The following is a 16,748-nucleotide window of genomic DNA, read 5'->3' as shown; positions in this document are numbered from 1 at the left end:
CGGATATGGACGCGGCAACGACCCTTCCGATCATGGCGCCGGCCTCGGCGGAGATCTTCCTGGCCATCGCCGGCCTGGCGCTGCTCATGGTGGGCGTCTTCAAGGGCGAGAGCAGCCTGAAGATGCTGTCCTGGGCGACCATCGCGGCCCTGGCGGTCGCGGCCGTCCTGGTGGTGGTCAAGGGCGGGGAGGCGCTCGCCTTCCAGGGCCTGTTCGTCACCGACGGCTTCGCCCAGTACGCCAAGATCCTGATCCTGCTGGGATCGGCCTTCTCGATCGTCCTGTCGCTCGGCTATCTGGAGCGCGAGCAGGCGGGCCGGTTCGAGTATCCGGTGCTGATCCTGTTCGCCACGCTCGGCATGATGCTGATGGTCTCCGCCAAGGACCTGATCATGCTGTACATGGGCCTGGAGCTGCAGAGCCTGGCGCTCTACGTGGTCGCGTCGATCCGGCGCGACACGCTGAAATCCACCGAGGCGGGCCTGAAGTACTTCGTCCTCGGCGCGCTCAGCTCGGGCCTGCTGCTGTACGGCTGTTCGATGATCTACGGCTTCACCGGCACCACCAGCTTCGAGACCCTGGCCACGGTGCTGGGCACCGGCGCGGCGCCGTCGACCGGCCTGGTGGTCGGCCTGGTGTTCCTGGTCTGCGGCCTCGCCTTCAAGGTGTCCGCCGTGCCGTTCCACATGTGGACGCCGGATGTCTACGAAGGCGCACCGACGCCGGTGACCGCGCTGTTCGCCGTCGCCCCGAAGGTCGCCGCCATCGCCCTGTTCCTGCGCGTGATGGTCGATCCGTTCGGCGACCTGCTGGCCTCCTGGCAGCAGGTGGTGGTGTTCGTCTCGCTCGCCTCCATGGTGGTCGGCGCGCTCGCCGCGATCATGCAGAGCAACATCAAGCGCCTGATGGCCTACAGCTCGATCGGCCATATGGGCTACGCCCTGGTCGGTCTGGCCGCCGGCACCGAGGCCGGGGTGACGGGCGTCATGATCTACATGGCGACCTATATCTTCATGAATGTCGGCACCTTCGCCGTCATCCTCGGCATGCGCCGCGACGGCCGCCTGGTGGAGAGCCTGTCGGATCTCGCCGGCCTGTCGCGCACCCATCCGATGATGGCCCTGGCGCTGATGATCTTCATGTTCTCCATGGCGGGCATCCCGCCGCTCGCCGGCTTCTTCGGCAAGTGGTACGTGTTCATGGCGGCGCTCGATGCCGGTCTCTACGGCCTCGCCGTGGTCGGCGTCCTGGCCAGCGTGATCGGCGCGTTCTACTATCTGCGGATCGTGAAGATCATGTATTTCGACGAGGCGGAGCAGCCGCTCGACGGAGCGGTGGCCGGCGACCTCCGGCTGATCCTGTACGGTTCGGCGGTGGTCACGGTGCTGTTCTTCCTCGGCCTGTCGCCGATCTACGATACCGCCGCCGCCGCCGCCGCCAGCCTGATCGGGGCCTAGACCCTGCCGGATGCGCGGCGATCCGGTAATCGGCCCGGTAACTAGCCATGGCCGGGAATGACAGATGCTGCTGGTGATCGACTGCGGCAACACCAACACGGTGTTCGCCGTCTATGAAGACGGGCGCGAGGAGCCGATCGGCTCCTGGCGCACCTCGACCAACGCGGACCGCACGGCGGACGAGTACGCCGTGTGGCTGACCCAGCTCATGGCGCTGGACGCGCTCAATACCGGTGGTATCGACAGCGTGATCATCGCCACGGTGGTACCGGCCACGCTGTTCAACCTGAAGACCCTGTGCCGCAAGCATTTCGGCATCGACCCGATGGTGATCGGCCAGAGCCCGACCGAGATCGGCATCGAGGTCCGGATCGACCGGCCGGAAGAAGTCGGAGCGGACCGGGTGGTCAACGCGGTCGCGGCGCACAAGTTGTATGGCGGGCCCCTGATCGTCGTGGATTTCGGCACGGCCACCACCTTCGACGTGGTGGAGGACGACGGCGGCTATGCCGGCGGCATCATCTGCCCGGGCATCAACCTGAGCCTAGAGGCGCTCTACATGGCCGCCGCCCAGCTTCCCCGGGTGGCGATCCGGCCGCCGGAGCGCATGCCCGGCGACAACGACCCGGTCCGGGTGATCGGCAAGAACACGCGCGCCGCCATGCATTCCGGGATCTTCTGGGGATATGTGGCGATGATCGAGGGTCTGGTCGCGCGGATCCGCACCGAATACGGCCGGCCCATGAAGGTGGTCGGCACCGGGGGCCTGGCGGCGCTGTTCGCCGACTGGACCTCGGCCATCGAAATCGTGGACGACGACCTGACATTGGCGGGATTGCGCATGATACACGACAAGAACCGGGGGCAGACGGGAGCCGCATGACCCTGAAGCTCAACCCCAACGACGACGACCTCTACTTCCTGCCGCTGGGCGGGTCCGACGAGATCGGGATGAACGTCAACCTGTACGGCTATGCCGGACAGTGGCTGATGGTCGATCTCGGCATCACCTTCGGCGACGACACCACGCCGGGCGTGGACGTCATCCTGCCGGACATCTCCGCCATCGAGGCCCAGAAGGACAAGCTCTGCGGTCTGCTGCTGACCCATGGTCACGAAGACCATATCGGCGCGGTGCCGTATCTGTGGGAGCGGCTGGGCTGCCCGATCTACTGCACGCCCTTCACCGCCTCCCTGGTGCGGCGCAAGTTGATCGATGCCGGGCTTCTGGAGAAGGTGGAGCTGATCGAGATCCCGGTCGCCGGTTCGGCGGTCATTGGCCCGTTTGAGATCGAGATGATTCGGGTCACCCATTCGATCCCCGAGCCGAACATGATCGTCCTGCGCTGCGGTGCCGGCACGGTCGTGCACAGCGGCGACTGGAAGTTCGATCCCACGCCGTTCATCGGCGGGCCGACCGATTTCGACGCGATCCGCGCCGTGGGCGAGGAGGGGGTGCTGGCGCTGATGGGCGACAGCACCAACGTCTTCGTGCCCGGCCGCACCGGGTCGGAGGCCGAGGTCCGCATGGCCATGACCGAGCTGTTCGCCCAGTACGACGGGCAGGGACGGATCGCGGTCGCCTGCTTCGCCTCCAACGTGGCGCGGCTGGAGAGCATCGCCATGGCGGCGGCCGCCAACGACCGGCAGTGTGCCCTGATCGGCCGCTCCCTGTGGCGGATGCACGACGCGGCCAAGGAGAACGGCTATCTGCAGGACGCCCCGGCCTTCGTGAAGGAGGACGAGGCAGGCTATTTCCCGGAGGACAAGATCGTCCTGATCTGCACCGGCAGCCAGGGCGAGTCCCGGGCCGCCCTGTCGCGGATCTCCGACGGCGCCCATCCGCACGTCTCCCTGGGCGAGGGCGACATCTGCATCTTCTCCTCGCGCCAGATCCCCGGCAACGAGCGGGCCATCGGCCGGGTGCAGAACCGGCTCGCCGCCCGCGGGGTGGAGATCATCACCACCGAGGACCAGCCCGGCATCCACGTCTCCGGCCACCCGGCCCGCGAGGAGCTGGCCGAGATGTACCAGATGCTGCGCCCGCAGATCGCGATCCCGGTGCATGGCGATGCCCGCCACCTGCGCGAGCACGCGCGGCTGGCCAAGGCCTGCCAGGTGCCGGAGACCGTGGTGCCGTCCAACGGCAGCCTGATCCGGCTCGCCTCCGGCCATGCCGAGATCGTGGAATGGGTGGAGGGCAAGGGAGCCCAGGTGGTCGATGACGGCCAGATCCTCGGCCTGCAGTCCGAAACCTTGCGCGACCGGCGGCGAATGCTGCACAACGGGGCGGCGACGGTCACCCTGGTGCTGGACGCCAAGGGCAACCTTCAGGCGGATCCGGTCGTCTCCCTGGTCGGCATCGCCGATCCCGAGGATGCCGAGGACGTCGCCCTGGACGCCGCCGACGCCCTGCAGGAGACCCTGCGCAAGCTGTCCAACCGCGACCGGCGCGAGGACGATGCCGTGCGCGAGGCGGCCCGGCGCATGGTGCGGCGCATCGTGCGCGACGAGTTCAACAAGCGCCCGGTGACCGACGTCCATATCGTGAGGATCTGACGGAGCCCGAGACTATGATCGGCCGATTGAACCACGTCGCCATCGCCGTTCCCGACCTGGAGGCGGCGACCGCCACCTATCGCGACACCCTGGGGGCGGCCGTCTCGCAGCCCCTGGAGCTGCCGGAGCACGGCGTGACCGTGGTCTTCGTCGAGCTGCCGAACACCAAGATCGAGCTGCTGCATCCCCTGGGCGACGGCTCGCCGATCACCGGCTTCCTGGAGAAGAACGCGTCCGGCGGCATCCACCACGTCTGCTACGAGGTGGACGACATCCTGGCAGCGCGCGACCGGCTGAAGGCCGACGGCGCCCGGGTGCTGGGCGACGGCGAGCCGAAGACCGGCGCCCACGGCAAGCCGGTGCTGTTTCTGCACCCCAAGGACTTCGCCGGGACCCTGGTCGAACTCGAGCAGGTCTGAGCCCCCATGGATCTGGTCTCCGGAATTGTCGTCTACGTCATTCTGTGGTGGTGGGTGCTGTTCATGGCCCTGCCGGTCGGCGTGCGCCGCGACGACGCCGTGCAGCCGGGCAACGACGCCGGTGCGCCGAAGAAGCCGATGCTGGCGATCAAGCTCGTCGCCACGACGCTGATCGCCGCGGTCCTGTGGGTCATCATCGACCAGATCATCCGCTCCGATCTGATCTCGTTCCGCGAGATGATCAAGGACTGGATGTGAGGGCAGGGGCGGCCCGGTCGCCGCACCTCCGCCACTCCTCCGCCGCTGCTCCTCCGCCGCTGCTCCTCCGCCGCTGCTCCTCCGCCGCTGCCGTCCTCCCGTGTCCTCCTGCCGTCTTCCCGACCTTGCGCCGGGATCCAGGGTGACCGCTTGCGGGACCGACTCACGACTTTTTAAGACGATCCAGCCGCTCCTTTTCCGGGTCCCGGCGCGAGGCCGGGAAGACGGGAAGGGGAAGAAGGCCGCGGTTGCAGCGCGGAAACATGCTGCGGTGCACAAGACTGTGCCAAATGCCCGCTTCTAAAAGTGACAATTGCCTAAAAAATGCACATCCACATGATTTTTGCCAAAAAAAAGAGCGGCTGAGGCGATAAAGCCTTGCCACTCCCTTTGGTCAGGACTATTTTCCTGACTGTGATCGTTGGCGATCACATACGCCTGATGGCGTTTCCTCCCTAAACTCGGGCCGTGCCGGCTACGCCGGTGCGGTCTTTTCTTTGCCCGCGAAAGATAGGGTATCGCACCGGGCGCGTCGACCAAAAAAAGTCATTTGCGGACAATTTTTGAACACGTTCGCATCCTAACGAGTATGTTTGTATCTCGCAGTTAGGAGAACCGGTCATGGACGCGCGTCACTTTACGTTCCGAAGGTCGCCGGATCGCGCGAGGCACCAGGTGCTGGCCGCCACCATCGGTTTTTGTGCTGTGTTCGTCCTCGAAGCGGCCGGCGATTCGACCGCCCGCGCCTCCACCATCACCGTGACCGCGACCGACTGCCAGCGGCTGGTGCGCCATCAGCCGAGCGCCGACGTGGCCTATAAGCCCGGCGTCGATGTGAACGGCAATGCCGTCGCGCCCGCCGACCTTCCGGGTTCCGTGACGATCAAGACTCCGACCGAGGTGACCTTCGACGTCACCTACGACCTGCTGTCGAATTACGGGGTGGCGTCCGACACGGCGCTGGCCCCCCGGGGCCAGGCGGTGGTGGGGACGGTGAAATACGATCTGCTGTCCGGCGCCCTGACCTTCAACGGCGAGCGTCTCGACAATGCGGAAGCCGCCGCCCTCGCCGATCTCTGCCGGGCGGCGGAGGCGCAGTAGCCAACCATCCCGTCATCCTGACGCAAGTCAGGATCGAGCCTCTGACGGTACCGGCACTCCCAGTCATTCTGACGCAAGTCAGGATGACGTCATGGGGAGGGCCCCGCGGCGGCGGAGCCCTCCCTGGACGTCTGCCTTACCCGGTAAACGCCTGCAGGCCGGTCTGGGCGCGGCCCAGGATCAGGGCGTGCACGTCGTGGGTGCCTTCGTAGGTGTTCACGGCCTCCAGATTGAGCACGTGGCGGATCACGCCGTACTCGTCGGAGATGCCGTTGCCGCCGTGCATGTCGCGGGCCATGCGGGCGATGTCCAGCGCCTTGCCGCAGGAATTGCGCTTGGCCAGCGAGATCGCCTCCGGCGCGCCGCGGCCCTGGTCCAGCAGCTGGCCCAGGCGCAGGCAGGCCTGCAGGCCGATCGTGATCTCGGTCTGCATGTCCGCCAGCTTCTTCTGGATCAGCTGGTTGGCGGCCAGCGGCCGGCCGAACTGGGTGCGCTCCATGGTGTAGTCTCGCGCCGCGTGCCAGCAGGCCTCGGCCGCGCCCAGCGCGCCCCAGGAGATGCCGTAGCGTGCCTTGTTCAGGCAGCCGAACGGGCCGCCCAGGCCGGAGATGTTCGGCAGCAGGTTCTCGTCGGGGACGAAGACCCCGTCCATCACGATCTCGCCGGTGATGGAGGCGCGCAGGCTGAACTTGCCCTCGATCTTCGGGGCCGACAGACCCTCCATGCCCTTCTCGAGCACGAAGCCGCGGATCTTGCCGTCCTCGGTCTTGCCCCAGATCACGAACACGTCGGCGATCGGCGAGTTGGTGATCCACATCTTGGCGCCGGACACCTTGTAGCCGCCGTCGACCTTCACCGCGCGGGTCTTCATACCGCCCGGATCGGAGCCGTGATCCGGCTCGGTCAGGCCGAAGCAGCCGACCCACTCGCCGCTGGCGAGCTTCGGCAGGTACTTCTTGCGCTGCTCCTCGGAGCCGTAGGTGTAGATCGGGTGCATGACCAGGCTGGACTGCACGGACATCGCCGAGCGGTAGCCGGAATCGACGCGCTCGACCTCGCGGGCGATCAGGCCGTAGCAGACGTGGTTCACGCCGGCGCCGCCGTATTCCTCGGGGATGGTCGCGCCGAGCAGACCCAGCGCGCCCATTTCGGTCATGATGTCCCGGTCGAAGGTCTCGTGGCGGAAACCTTCGGTCACGCGCGGCAGGAGCTTCTCCTGGCAGTAGTCCCGCGCGGAGTCTCGGATCATGCGCTCTTCTTCGGTGAGCTGGTCCTCCAGAAGGAGCGGATCATCCCAGACGAAATCGGGACGCTTCTTGATGTCGGATGCCGGCTTGTCAGCGACGGCGGCGACGGGCGGGGCCATGTCGATCTACCTCGTAATCTTGGTTCGTTCGTTCTTATATACGGCGGCAATGCGTAGCGTCCAAACATCCAGAGACGAGAATGCCCCCTAGAAACGACAATCGAGTGATTCTGGAGTTCATTTCGCGGGGCGCCTACGTGAAGGTGAGCGCCATCGATCCGGTTACGGGTACCGAGGTCTCGATCGTCGGCGATCCGACGCGCGGCGAGGCGGCCCTGCGCCAGCTGGCGATCCGCAAGCTGGAATACGTGATGAACAAGCAAAAGAAAGACGGCCGCCGGTAAGCCGACGGCCGTCCACTATTCGAAAAATCGAAAAGTCGGCGGTTACGCGCTCTTGCGACGCCCCCCGCGGCGGGAGGTCTGACGGCCGAGGCCGATCTTCTTGGCGAACTCCGAGCGCTGAGCCGCGTAGTTCGGCGCCACCATCGGATAATCGGCCGGCAGCCCCCACTTCGCCCGATAATCCTCTGGAGTCATGTCGTAGGTGGTGCGCAGGTGACGCTTCAGCATCTTCAACTGCTTGCCATCTTCCAGGCAAACGATGTAATCCGGCGTCACCGACTTCTTGATCGGAACGGCAGGCTTCAGCGGCTCCGGCTCCGGCTCGCCGCCACCCTCATTCAGATTGTTGAGCGCATCGTGAACCGTATTGATCACCTCCGCGATTTGATTGGAGGCGACCGAGTTGTTGCTCAGATAAGCCGCGACGACCTGGGTCGTCATTTCGATCATCGATTTACCGGCGGCTGTTTCAGTCTTGGCGTCTTCGCTCATTGAAAAGCTCAATTTTGTGGGGAACATTGCATAACAGATGTGCTGACACAGGCGACAAGGCAAGTCAATACATTCTGCAAGAATTTCAGTGACTAACTTTAAGTATGGGACAGCACTTATTGCACGGCTGTTGAAATAATTTCCCCATGAAATTTGTCATTGAAGGGAAAGTCGGTCGGGATCGCGCGTGTTGCGCCAGAAGCTGGGCAGATGGTGAAAACTCACAGGATTTCAATACCGAGTAGTGCCAGCTTTTGTGGCATCGCACCGGCAAGTTGGCTTATATAGGGTCGAACCTGCCCCGGAGCCTTCGACTATGACCTCTGCCGCGATCGCCATTGCGTCCGATCATGCCGGTTATCCGCTGAAGACCGACCTCGTGGATTTTCTGCGCGAGAAAGGATTCGAGGTGCTGGATCTCGGGACGGACGGCGCGGCGTCGGTTGATTATCCGGATTTCGCCGTCGAGATGGCCCGCGCCCTGAAGGACGGAACCGCGTCCCGCGGCGTGCTGGTCTGCGGCACCGGCCTTGGAATCAGCATCGCCGCCAACAGATATCCCTGGGTGCGCGCCGCCATGTGCCACGATGTAACCACCGCGCGGCTGTGCCGGGAGCATAACGATGCCAACGTGATTGCCCTGGGCGGGCGGCTGCTCGGCGTCGAGGTTGCCCGGGACTGCCTGCAAACGTTTCTTACCACCGACTTCGGCGGCGACCGCCACACCAGGCGGGTCGGCAAGATGACCAATCCGCCGGAACTGTAAGGCGCCGCCGCCATCGGCCCCGAGCCGGGCGACAACCGCCACCACCTGACACCAGACTGAGGTCCGAAGGAGACCGATCTCTTCATGACCCTCGCCAATGATCTTCACACCAATGCCGAAACCTTTTTCGGCGCCTCCCTGGCCGAGAGCGATGCCGAGCTGCTCGGCTCGATCACCAAGGAGCTGCACCGACAGCAGTCCCAGATCGAGCTGATCGCCTCGGAGAACATCGTCTCCCGCGCCGTGCTGGAGGCCCAGGGCTCGGTTCTCACCAACAAGTACGCCGAAGGCTATCCGGGCCGGCGCTACTACGGCGGCTGCGAGTTCGTGGACATCGCCGAGCAGCTCGCCATCGACCGGGCCAAGAAGCTGTTCGACTGCCCGTTCGTCAACGTGCAGCCCCATTGCGGGGCGTCCGCCAACCAGGCGGTGTTCCTGGCCCTGCTGAAGCCGGGCGACACGATTCTCGGCATGTCGCTGGACGCCGGCGGTCACCTGACCCATGGCGCGAAGCCGAACCTGTCGGGCAAGTGGTTCAACGCCATCGGCTACGGCGTGACCAAGGAAGCCGGCACGATCGACTACGATCAGGTCGAGGCGCTGGCCAAGGAGCACAAGCCGGCCATGATCATCGCCGGCGGCTCGGCCTATCCGCGCGAGATCGACTTCGTGCGCTTCCGCCAGATCGCCGACGGCGTCGGCGCGCTGTTCATGGTCGACATGGCGCATTTCGCCGGCCTGGTCGCCGGCGGCGTGCTGCCGAGCCCGCTGCCCCATGCCGATGTGGTGACCACGACCACCCACAAGACCCTGCGCGGCCCGCGCGGCGGCATGATCCTGTCGCGCGACGAGGATATCGGGAAGAAGATCAACTCCGCCGTCTTCCCCGGTCTGCAGGGCGGTCCGCTGATGCATGTGATCGCCGCCAAGGCGGTCGCCTTCGGCGAGGCGCTGCGTCCCGAGTTCAAGGCCTATGCCCAGGCCGTGGTCGACAACGCCAAGGCGCTGGCCGAGGTGCTGAAGGGCCGGGGCCTGGATATCGTCTCCGGCGGCACCGACAGCCACCTGATGCTGGTCGACCTGCGGCCCAAGGGGCTGACCGGCCGCGATACCGAGCACGCCCTGGAGCGCTCCGGCATCACTTGCAACAAGAACGGCGTGCCGTTCGACCCGCAGAAGCCGATGATCACCTCCGGCGTGCGCCTGGGCACCCCGGCCGGCACCACCCGCGGTTTCGGCGTGGCCGAGTTCCGTCAGGTCGGCGAGCTGATCGGCGACGTGCTGGACGGTCTGGCGCGCAACCCGGAGGGCGACGGCCAGGGCGACGGCCAGGTCGAGGCCCAGGTCCGGGCCAAGGTCGAGGCGTTGTGCAACCGCTTCCCGATCTATCCGGGCGCGGCCTGAGCGAGTGAGGGAGTAGAGGCATGCGCTGTCCGTTCTGCGGTAACGACGACACCCAGGTGAAGGACTCGCGTCCCACCGAGGACAACACCGCCATAAGGCGCCGCCGGTTCTGCCCGGAATGCAGCGCCCGCTTCACCACGTTCGAGCGGGTGCAGCTTCGCGAGCTGACGGTGGTCAAGAAGACGGGCAAGCGCGCGCCCTTCGACCGGGACAAGCTGGCGCGGTCGATCCAGATCGCCCTGCGCAAGCGACCGGTCGATCCCGAGCGCATAGAGCGTCTGGTGACCGGTATCGTCCGGCGCCTGGAGAGCATGGGCGAGAGCGAGATCCCGTCCGAGGTCATCGGCGAGATGGTCATGGACGCGCTCGCCAATGTGGACCCGGTCGCCTATGTGCGCTTCGCCTCGGTCTACAAGAATTTCCGCGAGGCGAAGGACTTCGAGAACTTCGTCGAGGAAATTCAGAGCGGCGGCAACTACAACGACGACTGACCGCCGAAGGGCAGGGCGGTCCGCCATGACCTCCGTATCCACCATCACCGCATCCACCATCACCGCAGCCGACCGCGCCTTCATGGCGGTCGCGCTGCGGCTCGCCCGGCGCGGGCTCGGGCGCACGGCGGAGAACCCCTCCGTCGGCTGCGTCCTGGTCCGTGACGGCGAGATCGTCGCCCGCGCCCGGACCTCCGACGGCGGCCGACCCCATGCCGAGGCCAATGCCCTGGCGATGGCGGGCGAGGCGGCGCGGGGGGCGACGGCCTATGTCACCCTGGAGCCCTGCGCCCATTGGGGCCGAACGCCGCCCTGTTCCAACGCGCTGATCGAGGCCGGCGTCGCCCGGGTCGTGGTCGCCGTGGAGGATCCGGACCCCCGGGTCGACGGCGGCGGGCTGGCGATGCTGCGCGCGGCCGGGATCGCGGTGGTGACCGGCGTGGAGACCGCCGCCGCCGAGGCAGGGCTCGCCGGATATCTGTCGCGCACCCGCATCGGCCGGCCGACGGTCACCCTGAAGCTCGCCACCAGCCTGGACGGCCGCATCGCCACCGCCACCGGCGCCAGCCGATGGATCACCGGGCCGCAGGCACGGGCATGCGGCCACCTGATGCGGGCGCGCCACGACGCCATCCTGGTCGGCGCCGGCACCGCCACGGCCGACGATCCGGCGCTGACCTGCCGCCTGCCTGGGCTGGAGGCGCAGTCGCCGGTGCGGGTGGTGCTCGACAGCGGGCTCGCCCTGTCGCCATCCGCCCGCCTCGTCGCCACCGCCGCGCAGACCCCGACCTGGGTGATCTGCGGGCAGGGGGCGCCATCGGACCGGCACGGCGCTCTGGAAGCGCGGGGCGTGACGGTGATCCCCGTCGCCACCGCCCCTGACGGCCGCCCCGAGATCGACGCGGCTCTGGCCGCCCTGGGCGAACGGGGCATCAACAGCGTTCTGGTGGAGGGGGGAGCCGCCGTGGCGGCAGCTTTTCTGAAGGCCGACGCGGTCGATACCCTGGCCCTGTTCCGTGCGCCGGTGGCCATCGGCGGCGACGGAAGAGCCGCGCTGGACGGGATTTCGGTCACCGATCTGGACGGTGCGCCGCGATTCCAGTCGGACGGGATCGAGTGTCTTGGTGCAGATACTCTGGAAACTCTGCGCCGACGGACATAGGTTGCGGCCATGTTCACAGGCATCATCACAGATATCGGCCGCGTGCGGTCGGTCGAGCAGCGCGGCGACACGCGCTTCGTCATCGCCACCGGCTACGCCATGGACAGCGTCGATATCGGCGCGTCCATCGCCTGCGGCGGCGCCTGTCTGACCGTCGTCGAGAAGACGGCCGACGGCTTTTCCGTCGACGTCTCCGCCGAGACCCTGTCGAAGACCACGCTCGGCACCTGGGTCGAGGGCACGCCGATCAACCTGGAGCGTTCGCTGACCCTGGGCTCCGAACTGGGCGGCCATCTGGTCACCGGCCATGTGGACGGGATGGCCAGGCTGGTCGCCGTCGGTCGCGACGGGGACAGCCACCGGCTGTCGGTGGAGGCGCCGGAGGGACTGGAGGGCTTCGTCGCCACCAAGGGCTCGGTCTGCCTCGACGGCGTGTCGCTGACCGTGAACGCGGTCCAGGGCCGGCGTTTCGAGCTCAACCTGATCCCCCATACCTGGGATCACACCACCTTCCGCGAGCGGTCCGTCGGGGACAATTTGAACATGGAAGTGGATCTTCTTGCGCGGTACGTTGCGCGCCTCGCCGAGACCGGGACGGTGCCCGTCTCGTCGCTGATCAGCCGAACGAATGGATCGTGATGTCCGAGCAGCAACCGCACTCCCTGTCGGAGGTCTATACCGGCGCGCTCTCCTCCATCGAGGAAGTCGTCGAGGAGGCCCGCTCCGGACGGATGTTCATCCTGGTCGACGACGAGAACCGGGAGAACGAAGGCGATATCTGCGTGGTCGCCCAGATGGCCACGCCGGAAGTCATCAACTTCATGGCCAAGCACGCCCGCGGGCTGATCTGCCTGTCGCTGACCCGCGACCGGATCGACAAGCTCGGCCTGCCGCTGATGTCGTCGCGCAACGAGACTCGGCACGAGACCGCCTTCACCGTCTCCATCGAGGCGCGCGAGGGGGTGACCACCGGCATCTCGGCCCATGACCGCGCCCATACCATTCAGGTCGCCATCGACCCGCAGCGCGGCCGCGAGGACATCGTCACGCCGGGCCACGTCTTCCCGCTGATGGCGCGCGAGGGCGGCACACTGGTGCGCGCCGGCCATACCGAGGCGGTGGTCGACATCGCCCGCATGGCCGGGCTGAACCCGTCCGGCGTGATCTGCGAGATCATGAACGACGACGGCACCATGGCGCGGCTGCCGGATCTGGTGCAGTTCGCCCAGTTCCACAACTTGAAGATCGCCACGATCGCCGACCTGATCGCCTATCGCCGGCGCACCGAAAGTGTCGTCGACCGCGCGGTGGAGACCACCCTGCGCAGCAAGTTCGGCGGCGACTGGCGGATGATCGTCTACACCAACAAGGTGACCTATGCCGAGCATGTGGTCCTGGTGAAGGGCGACATCACCACCAAGGACCCGGTGCTGGTGCGTATGCATGCGCTGAACGTGCTGGACGACGTGCTGGGCGACGACAGCGGCAAGCGCGGCGGCACCCTGGGGTCGGCCATGAAGCTGATCGGCGAGGCCGGCCGCGGCGTGGTCGTGCTGATCCGCGAGCCGAGCGCCACCTCCCTGTCCGACCGGGTGCGCGACAAGCTGCGCGCCGAGGCGGAGGGGCGGGTGCCCCATGCCGAGCTGCGCGACTACGGCGTCGGCGCGCAGATCCTGCTGGACCTGGGCATCCACGAGATGGTGCTGCTGTCCAACACCAAACGAACCATTATCGGGCTCGACGGATACGGCCTCAGCGTCGTCGAACAGCGCCCGATCCCCGTCGACGTGTGAGAAGAAGAAGACCATGCCCCGAGTCCTGATCGTTGAAGCCAGGTTTTACGAGGACATCGCCGACGAGCTCGTCCGCGGCGCCGTCCAGCACCTGGAGGCCGCCGGCGTCGAGTACGACCGGGTGACCGTGCCGGGCGCCTTCGAGATCCCGGCGGCGATCTCCATGGCCCATCAGGGCTCGATGAAGGGCGGGGCGGCCTATGACGGCTACATCGCGCTCGGCTGCGTGATTCGCGGCGAGACCACCCATTACGACTATGTCTGCGGCGAGAGCGCGCGCGGGCTGATGGAGCTGTCCGTCCGCGAGAACCTGGCGATCGGCTACGGGATCCTGACGGTCGAGAACGGCGATCAGGCCTGGGCGCGTGCCCGGGTCGAGACCGGCAAGAACAAGGGCCGGGACGCCGCCGAGGCCTGCCTGGCGATGGTGTCCCTGCGCCATCAGTTCGGCCTGTCATGAGCGAGTCGGACAAATCCGCCAGGCACGGCCGCGGCAAGACCGTCGCCCGCCGTCTCGCCCGTCTCGCCGCGGCGCAGGCACTGTACGAGATCGAGGTCGCCTCGGCGTCGCCCCACGAGGTGGTGCCGTCCTTCGTCTCCCGCGGTTTCAGCGGCATCGTCGACGATGCCGAGTCGCGCCCGGTGGACGCGCTGTTCTTCGAGAAGCTGGTGCTGGGCACGGTCGGGGACACGCCGACCATCGACCCGATGCTCACCAATGCCCTGGAGCCGGAGTTCAAGCTCGGCCGCCTGGAGGTGCTGCTGCGCGCCATCCTGCGCCTGGGCGCCTATGAGCTGCTGTCCTTCGGCGATGTCCCGGCCAAGGTGGTGATCACCGAATACGTGGAACTGGGCCGCGATTTCTTCTCCGGCCGGGAGCCGGCGCTGGTGAACGCGGTCCTCGACCGGCTCGCGCGTCTGCTGCGCGAGGGCGAGATCGCCGACCGGACCGACTGAGCGCGCGCATGGGGACGGCCCGGCCATGACCGAGGATTCCGAAGCGCTCGGCGAATTCGACCGGATCGCGCGGTTCTTCGCGCCGCTGGCAAAGGACGCGCCGGGCGCGTTCGGGCTGACCGACGACGCCGCCGCCCTGCCGCCCCTGGCCGAAGGGCAGGAATGGGTGGTGACGGTCGACGCCCTGGTCTCCGCCGTCCACTTCCTGCCGGACGATCCACCGGAACTGGTGGCCCGCAAGGCATTGCGGGTGAACCTGTCGGATCTGGCCGCCATGGGGGCGGTGCCGTACGGCTATACCCTGGCGCTCGCCTTGCCCAAGGACATGGCGGAGCCGCAGCGCTGGCTGGCGGCGTTCTCCCGCGGCCTCGCGGCCGACCAGGCGGAGTTCGGCATCCACCTGCTGGGCGGCGACAGCGTCTCCACCCCCGGACCCGTCACCCTGTCGATCACCGCCTTCGGACGGGGGCCGCGCGACGGCGTGCTGCGCCGCTCGGGCGCCGCTCCCGGCCATGACGTCTGGGTCAGCGGCACCATCGGCGACGGCGCGCTCGGCCTGCGGGTGGCCCAGGGCCTGCTGTCCGGCCGCTTCGCCGACCTGGCGGACCGCTACCGCCTGCCGGCACCGCGCGTGACGCTGGGCCCCCGGCTGGCCGGCCTCGCGACCGCGGCCCTGGACGTCTCCGACGGTCTGGTGCAGGACGCCGGCCATATCGCCACCCATTCCGGCTGCCATCTGGTGATCGAAGCGCCCCTGGTTCCGATCTCCGCCTCGGTGGCCGATCTGGTCAGCGACGATCCCGATCTGTTCGCCGAGGTTCTGACCGGCGGCGACGATTACGAGCTGCTGTTCACTGCCGCTCCGGAGGCCGCCGACGCGATCGAGGCGGCCGGCCGCGAGGCGGGCGTATCCGTCACCCGTATCGGTCGGGTACAGTCCGGCGCCGGAGTCGAGGTCCTCGATCATCACGGTGCCCCGCTCGACGGCCTGATCGCCCGGGGCTGGCGTCACTTCTGACGGAGCGCTGAACGATGAAGATCGTGATCATCCTCGTCGTCCTGCTGGCGCTGGTCGGCGGCGGACTGTTCGGCGTGGCGTCCTTCGCTCCCGACCTGCTGCCGCCTCAGGTACAGACGCTGATGGGCATCGAGGTGGCGGAGTCGACCGAGCCCGAGGAGCCGGTCAAGCCGGAGAACACCACCCTGATCGACGTCGATCCGCTGACCATCCCGCTCTTCGAGGGAGGCGACGTCACCAGCTTCCTGGTGATGGACATCCTGCTGGAGGTCGAGTTCGGGGAGAAGCAGAACTACGTCAACCAGCAGATGCCGAGGATCATCGATACGATCCTCACCTATGTCCACGCGCTGGCGTCCCTGGACATCGAGCCCGGGATCTCCGACCGACAGTTCCTGAAGGAACGACTGCTGGCGAAACTGGATGAGACAATAGGTAAAGGTTATATCGTCAACATACTGTTTCAGAATCTTTTTGAGAGACCCCTTGGGTGATCTCCCTGTGCCCCAGCAGGCGCACATGCTCCTTGAAGGGCAGGTCCTCGACCGGCAGGTCCCGCAGCGGAATATGGGTCTCGGTCACCGTGCCGTCGGACAGCCCGATCTGGGTGAAGTGGAAGCCGTTCTCGACCGGCGCCGGGGCCGCATCGTCGGTTCGCAGGCGACTGGTAGTGCTCAGCGACAGGACCCCCAGGAGCTGGAGCGTCTCGTTGCGGCGAACCGGCAGCAGCAGGCGCTCGAACTCCGCCGCGCTGTGGCCGCTATGGATGACGTGGCCTTTGAAGATGCACGCCTTTAGCGCGAAGACCTCCCGGAAATACGGCGCCACCAGGCTGTAGATCCCGGGCGGCACCACCTCGCTCAGCAGCTTGCCGGTGTGGCTGGAGCCGAACAGTTCGTTCACCGACTCGCCCGACACCCGATAGCGCAGGGCGTCGCCCTCGCGTTCGAGGATGTAGATGTGCGGCAGCATCGGCGCCGCGTCCAGCGGATCGAATCCTGGCAGACCGCCCGGCGGCGCCTTCAGCAGAGAGTCGGCCCAGAGCTCGGCGATCGCGAACGTCGGCTGATAGCGCAGGCGCTGGCGGCAGAGCGCGAGAAGCGCATCCGCGAACCGGGACGCATCGGGCGGGGAAGGATGCTGCATGTCGGTACCTGGAGCGTCTGGTAGCAATGTTTTCGTTAACAGACCAATGGTTAACAACCTGCGAAGACCGGGCGG

Annotated in this window: 20 protein-coding genes; 17 read left to right on the top strand and 3 right to left on the bottom strand. The window is 66.9% G+C overall.

Features of this window, described 5'->3' with window-relative positions; genetic code table 11:
• Window positions 1-5: 5 nt before the first annotated feature.
• The 6 genes from nuoN (at window position 6) to G578_RS26505 (ending at window position 5,794) form a co-directional block, all read left to right on the top strand.
• Window positions 6-1,457 carry an NADH-quinone oxidoreductase subunit NuoN gene (gene nuoN / locus G578_RS0114800; protein WP_028794894.1) on the top strand — a complete coding sequence of 484 codons (1,452 nt, stop codon included), beginning with the start codon at window positions 6-8 and terminating at the stop codon, window positions 1,455-1,457.
• Window positions 1,458-1,521: 64 nt separating this feature from the next.
• Window positions 1,522-2,340, top strand: coding sequence for a type III pantothenate kinase (locus tag G578_RS0114795; RefSeq protein ID WP_028794893.1), 819 nt, complete (start codon window positions 1,522-1,524; stop codon window positions 2,338-2,340).
• Window positions 2,337-4,016, top strand: a complete 1,680-nt coding sequence (locus tag G578_RS0114790; protein WP_028794892.1) for a ribonuclease J — start codon at window positions 2,337-2,339, stop codon at window positions 4,014-4,016. Before G578_RS0114795 ends, G578_RS0114790 begins: the two co-directional genes overlap by 4 nt.
• 14 nt (window positions 4,017-4,030) lie before the next feature.
• The gene (gene mce / locus G578_RS0114785) at window positions 4,031-4,435 is read left to right on the top strand and encodes a methylmalonyl-CoA epimerase (RefSeq protein ID WP_028794891.1); all 405 of its coding nucleotides are present in this window, start codon (window positions 4,031-4,033) and stop codon (window positions 4,433-4,435) included.
• Between the two features lie 6 nt (window positions 4,436-4,441).
• The gene (locus G578_RS0114780; protein ID WP_028794890.1) at window positions 4,442-4,693 is read left to right on the top strand and encodes a DUF1467 family protein; all 252 of its coding nucleotides are present in this window, start codon (window positions 4,442-4,444) and stop codon (window positions 4,691-4,693) included.
• Between the two features lie 675 nt (window positions 4,694-5,368).
• On the top strand, window positions 5,369-5,794 hold the full coding sequence (locus G578_RS26505) for a hypothetical protein (RefSeq protein ID WP_051244818.1): 426 nt from the start codon (window positions 5,369-5,371) through the stop codon (window positions 5,792-5,794).
• 136 nt (window positions 5,795-5,930) lie between these two features.
• Here G578_RS26505 and G578_RS0114770 read toward each other — a convergent pair whose 3' ends face one another.
• Window positions 5,931-7,160, bottom strand: a complete 1,230-nt coding sequence (locus G578_RS0114770) for an acyl-CoA dehydrogenase (protein ID WP_051244817.1) — start codon at window positions 7,158-7,160, stop codon at window positions 5,931-5,933.
• Between the two features lie 80 nt (window positions 7,161-7,240).
• Between G578_RS0114770 and G578_RS0114765 the strand changes: the two genes are divergently transcribed.
• Window positions 7,241-7,444, top strand: a complete 204-nt coding sequence (locus G578_RS0114765) for a DUF6898 family protein (protein ID WP_028794888.1) — start codon at window positions 7,241-7,243, stop codon at window positions 7,442-7,444.
• 42 nt (window positions 7,445-7,486) lie between these two features.
• Here the strand turns inward: G578_RS0114765 and G578_RS0114760 are convergent, their stop codons facing one another.
• Window positions 7,487-7,936, bottom strand: a complete 450-nt coding sequence (locus G578_RS0114760) for a Ros/MucR family transcriptional regulator (RefSeq protein WP_028794887.1) — start codon at window positions 7,934-7,936, stop codon at window positions 7,487-7,489.
• A gap of 316 nt (window positions 7,937-8,252) precedes the next feature.
• On the opposite strand from G578_RS0114760, the gene rpiB reads away from it, so the two are divergent.
• The 10 genes from rpiB (at window position 8,253) to G578_RS0114710 (ending at window position 16,021) form a co-directional block, all read left to right on the top strand.
• Window positions 8,253-8,702, top strand: coding sequence for a ribose 5-phosphate isomerase B (gene rpiB / locus G578_RS0114755; RefSeq protein ID WP_028794886.1), 450 nt, complete (start codon window positions 8,253-8,255; stop codon window positions 8,700-8,702).
• An 84-nt stretch (window positions 8,703-8,786) separates the two neighbouring features.
• Window positions 8,787-10,106: a serine hydroxymethyltransferase gene (glyA, locus tag G578_RS0114750; protein WP_028794885.1), complete on the top strand. Its 1,320-nt coding sequence runs from the start codon at window positions 8,787-8,789 to the stop codon at window positions 10,104-10,106.
• A 20-nt stretch (window positions 10,107-10,126) separates the two neighbouring features.
• Complete coding sequence (gene nrdR, locus G578_RS0114745; protein ID WP_028794884.1) at window positions 10,127-10,597, top strand: transcriptional regulator NrdR; 471 nt, start codon at window positions 10,127-10,129, stop codon at window positions 10,595-10,597.
• Between the two features lie 25 nt (window positions 10,598-10,622).
• On the top strand, window positions 10,623-11,759 hold the full coding sequence (gene ribD, locus G578_RS26500; protein ID WP_245565615.1) for a bifunctional diaminohydroxyphosphoribosylaminopyrimidine deaminase/5-amino-6-(5-phosphoribosylamino)uracil reductase RibD: 1,137 nt from the start codon (window positions 10,623-10,625) through the stop codon (window positions 11,757-11,759).
• A 9-nt stretch (window positions 11,760-11,768) separates the two neighbouring features.
• Window positions 11,769-12,398 (top strand): riboflavin synthase, encoded by a 630-nt coding sequence (locus G578_RS0114735; RefSeq protein WP_028794883.1) that lies wholly within the window; start codon window positions 11,769-11,771, stop codon window positions 12,396-12,398.
• Entirely contained in the window at window positions 12,398-13,552 is a 1,155-nt protein-coding gene (ribB, locus tag G578_RS0114730) for a 3,4-dihydroxy-2-butanone-4-phosphate synthase (RefSeq protein ID WP_028794882.1), read from the top strand. The genes G578_RS0114735 and ribB overlap by 1 nt, the downstream gene beginning before the upstream one ends.
• Window positions 13,553-13,565: 13 nt before the next feature.
• Entirely contained in the window at window positions 13,566-14,012 is a 447-nt protein-coding gene (gene ribH / locus G578_RS0114725; RefSeq protein ID WP_028794881.1) for a 6,7-dimethyl-8-ribityllumazine synthase, read from the top strand.
• On the top strand, window positions 14,009-14,509 hold the full coding sequence (gene nusB, locus G578_RS26495) for a transcription antitermination factor NusB (RefSeq protein ID WP_038014222.1): 501 nt from the start codon (window positions 14,009-14,011) through the stop codon (window positions 14,507-14,509). The genes ribH and nusB overlap by 4 nt, the downstream gene beginning before the upstream one ends.
• A gap of 25 nt (window positions 14,510-14,534) precedes the next feature.
• On the top strand, window positions 14,535-15,527 hold the full coding sequence (gene thiL, locus G578_RS0114715) for a thiamine-phosphate kinase (RefSeq protein ID WP_028794880.1): 993 nt from the start codon (window positions 14,535-14,537) through the stop codon (window positions 15,525-15,527).
• A 14-nt stretch (window positions 15,528-15,541) separates the two neighbouring features.
• Entirely contained in the window at window positions 15,542-16,021 is a 480-nt protein-coding gene (locus tag G578_RS0114710; RefSeq protein WP_028794879.1) for a flagellar basal body-associated FliL family protein, read from the top strand.
• On the opposite strand, the gene G578_RS0114705 is transcribed toward G578_RS0114710, so the two are convergent.
• Window positions 15,978-16,673 (bottom strand): PAS domain-containing protein, encoded by a 696-nt coding sequence (locus G578_RS0114705; RefSeq protein WP_028794878.1) that lies wholly within the window; start codon window positions 16,671-16,673, stop codon window positions 15,978-15,980. The genes G578_RS0114710 and G578_RS0114705 overlap by 44 nt on opposite strands.
• Window positions 16,674-16,748: the final 75 nt, after the last annotated feature.

The organism is Thalassobaculum salexigens DSM 19539, assembly GCF_000423805.1.
Lineage (GTDB): Bacteria > Pseudomonadota > Alphaproteobacteria > Thalassobaculales > Thalassobaculaceae > Thalassobaculum > Thalassobaculum litoreum.
This window is presented reverse-complemented; position numbering and strand designations above follow the sequence as displayed.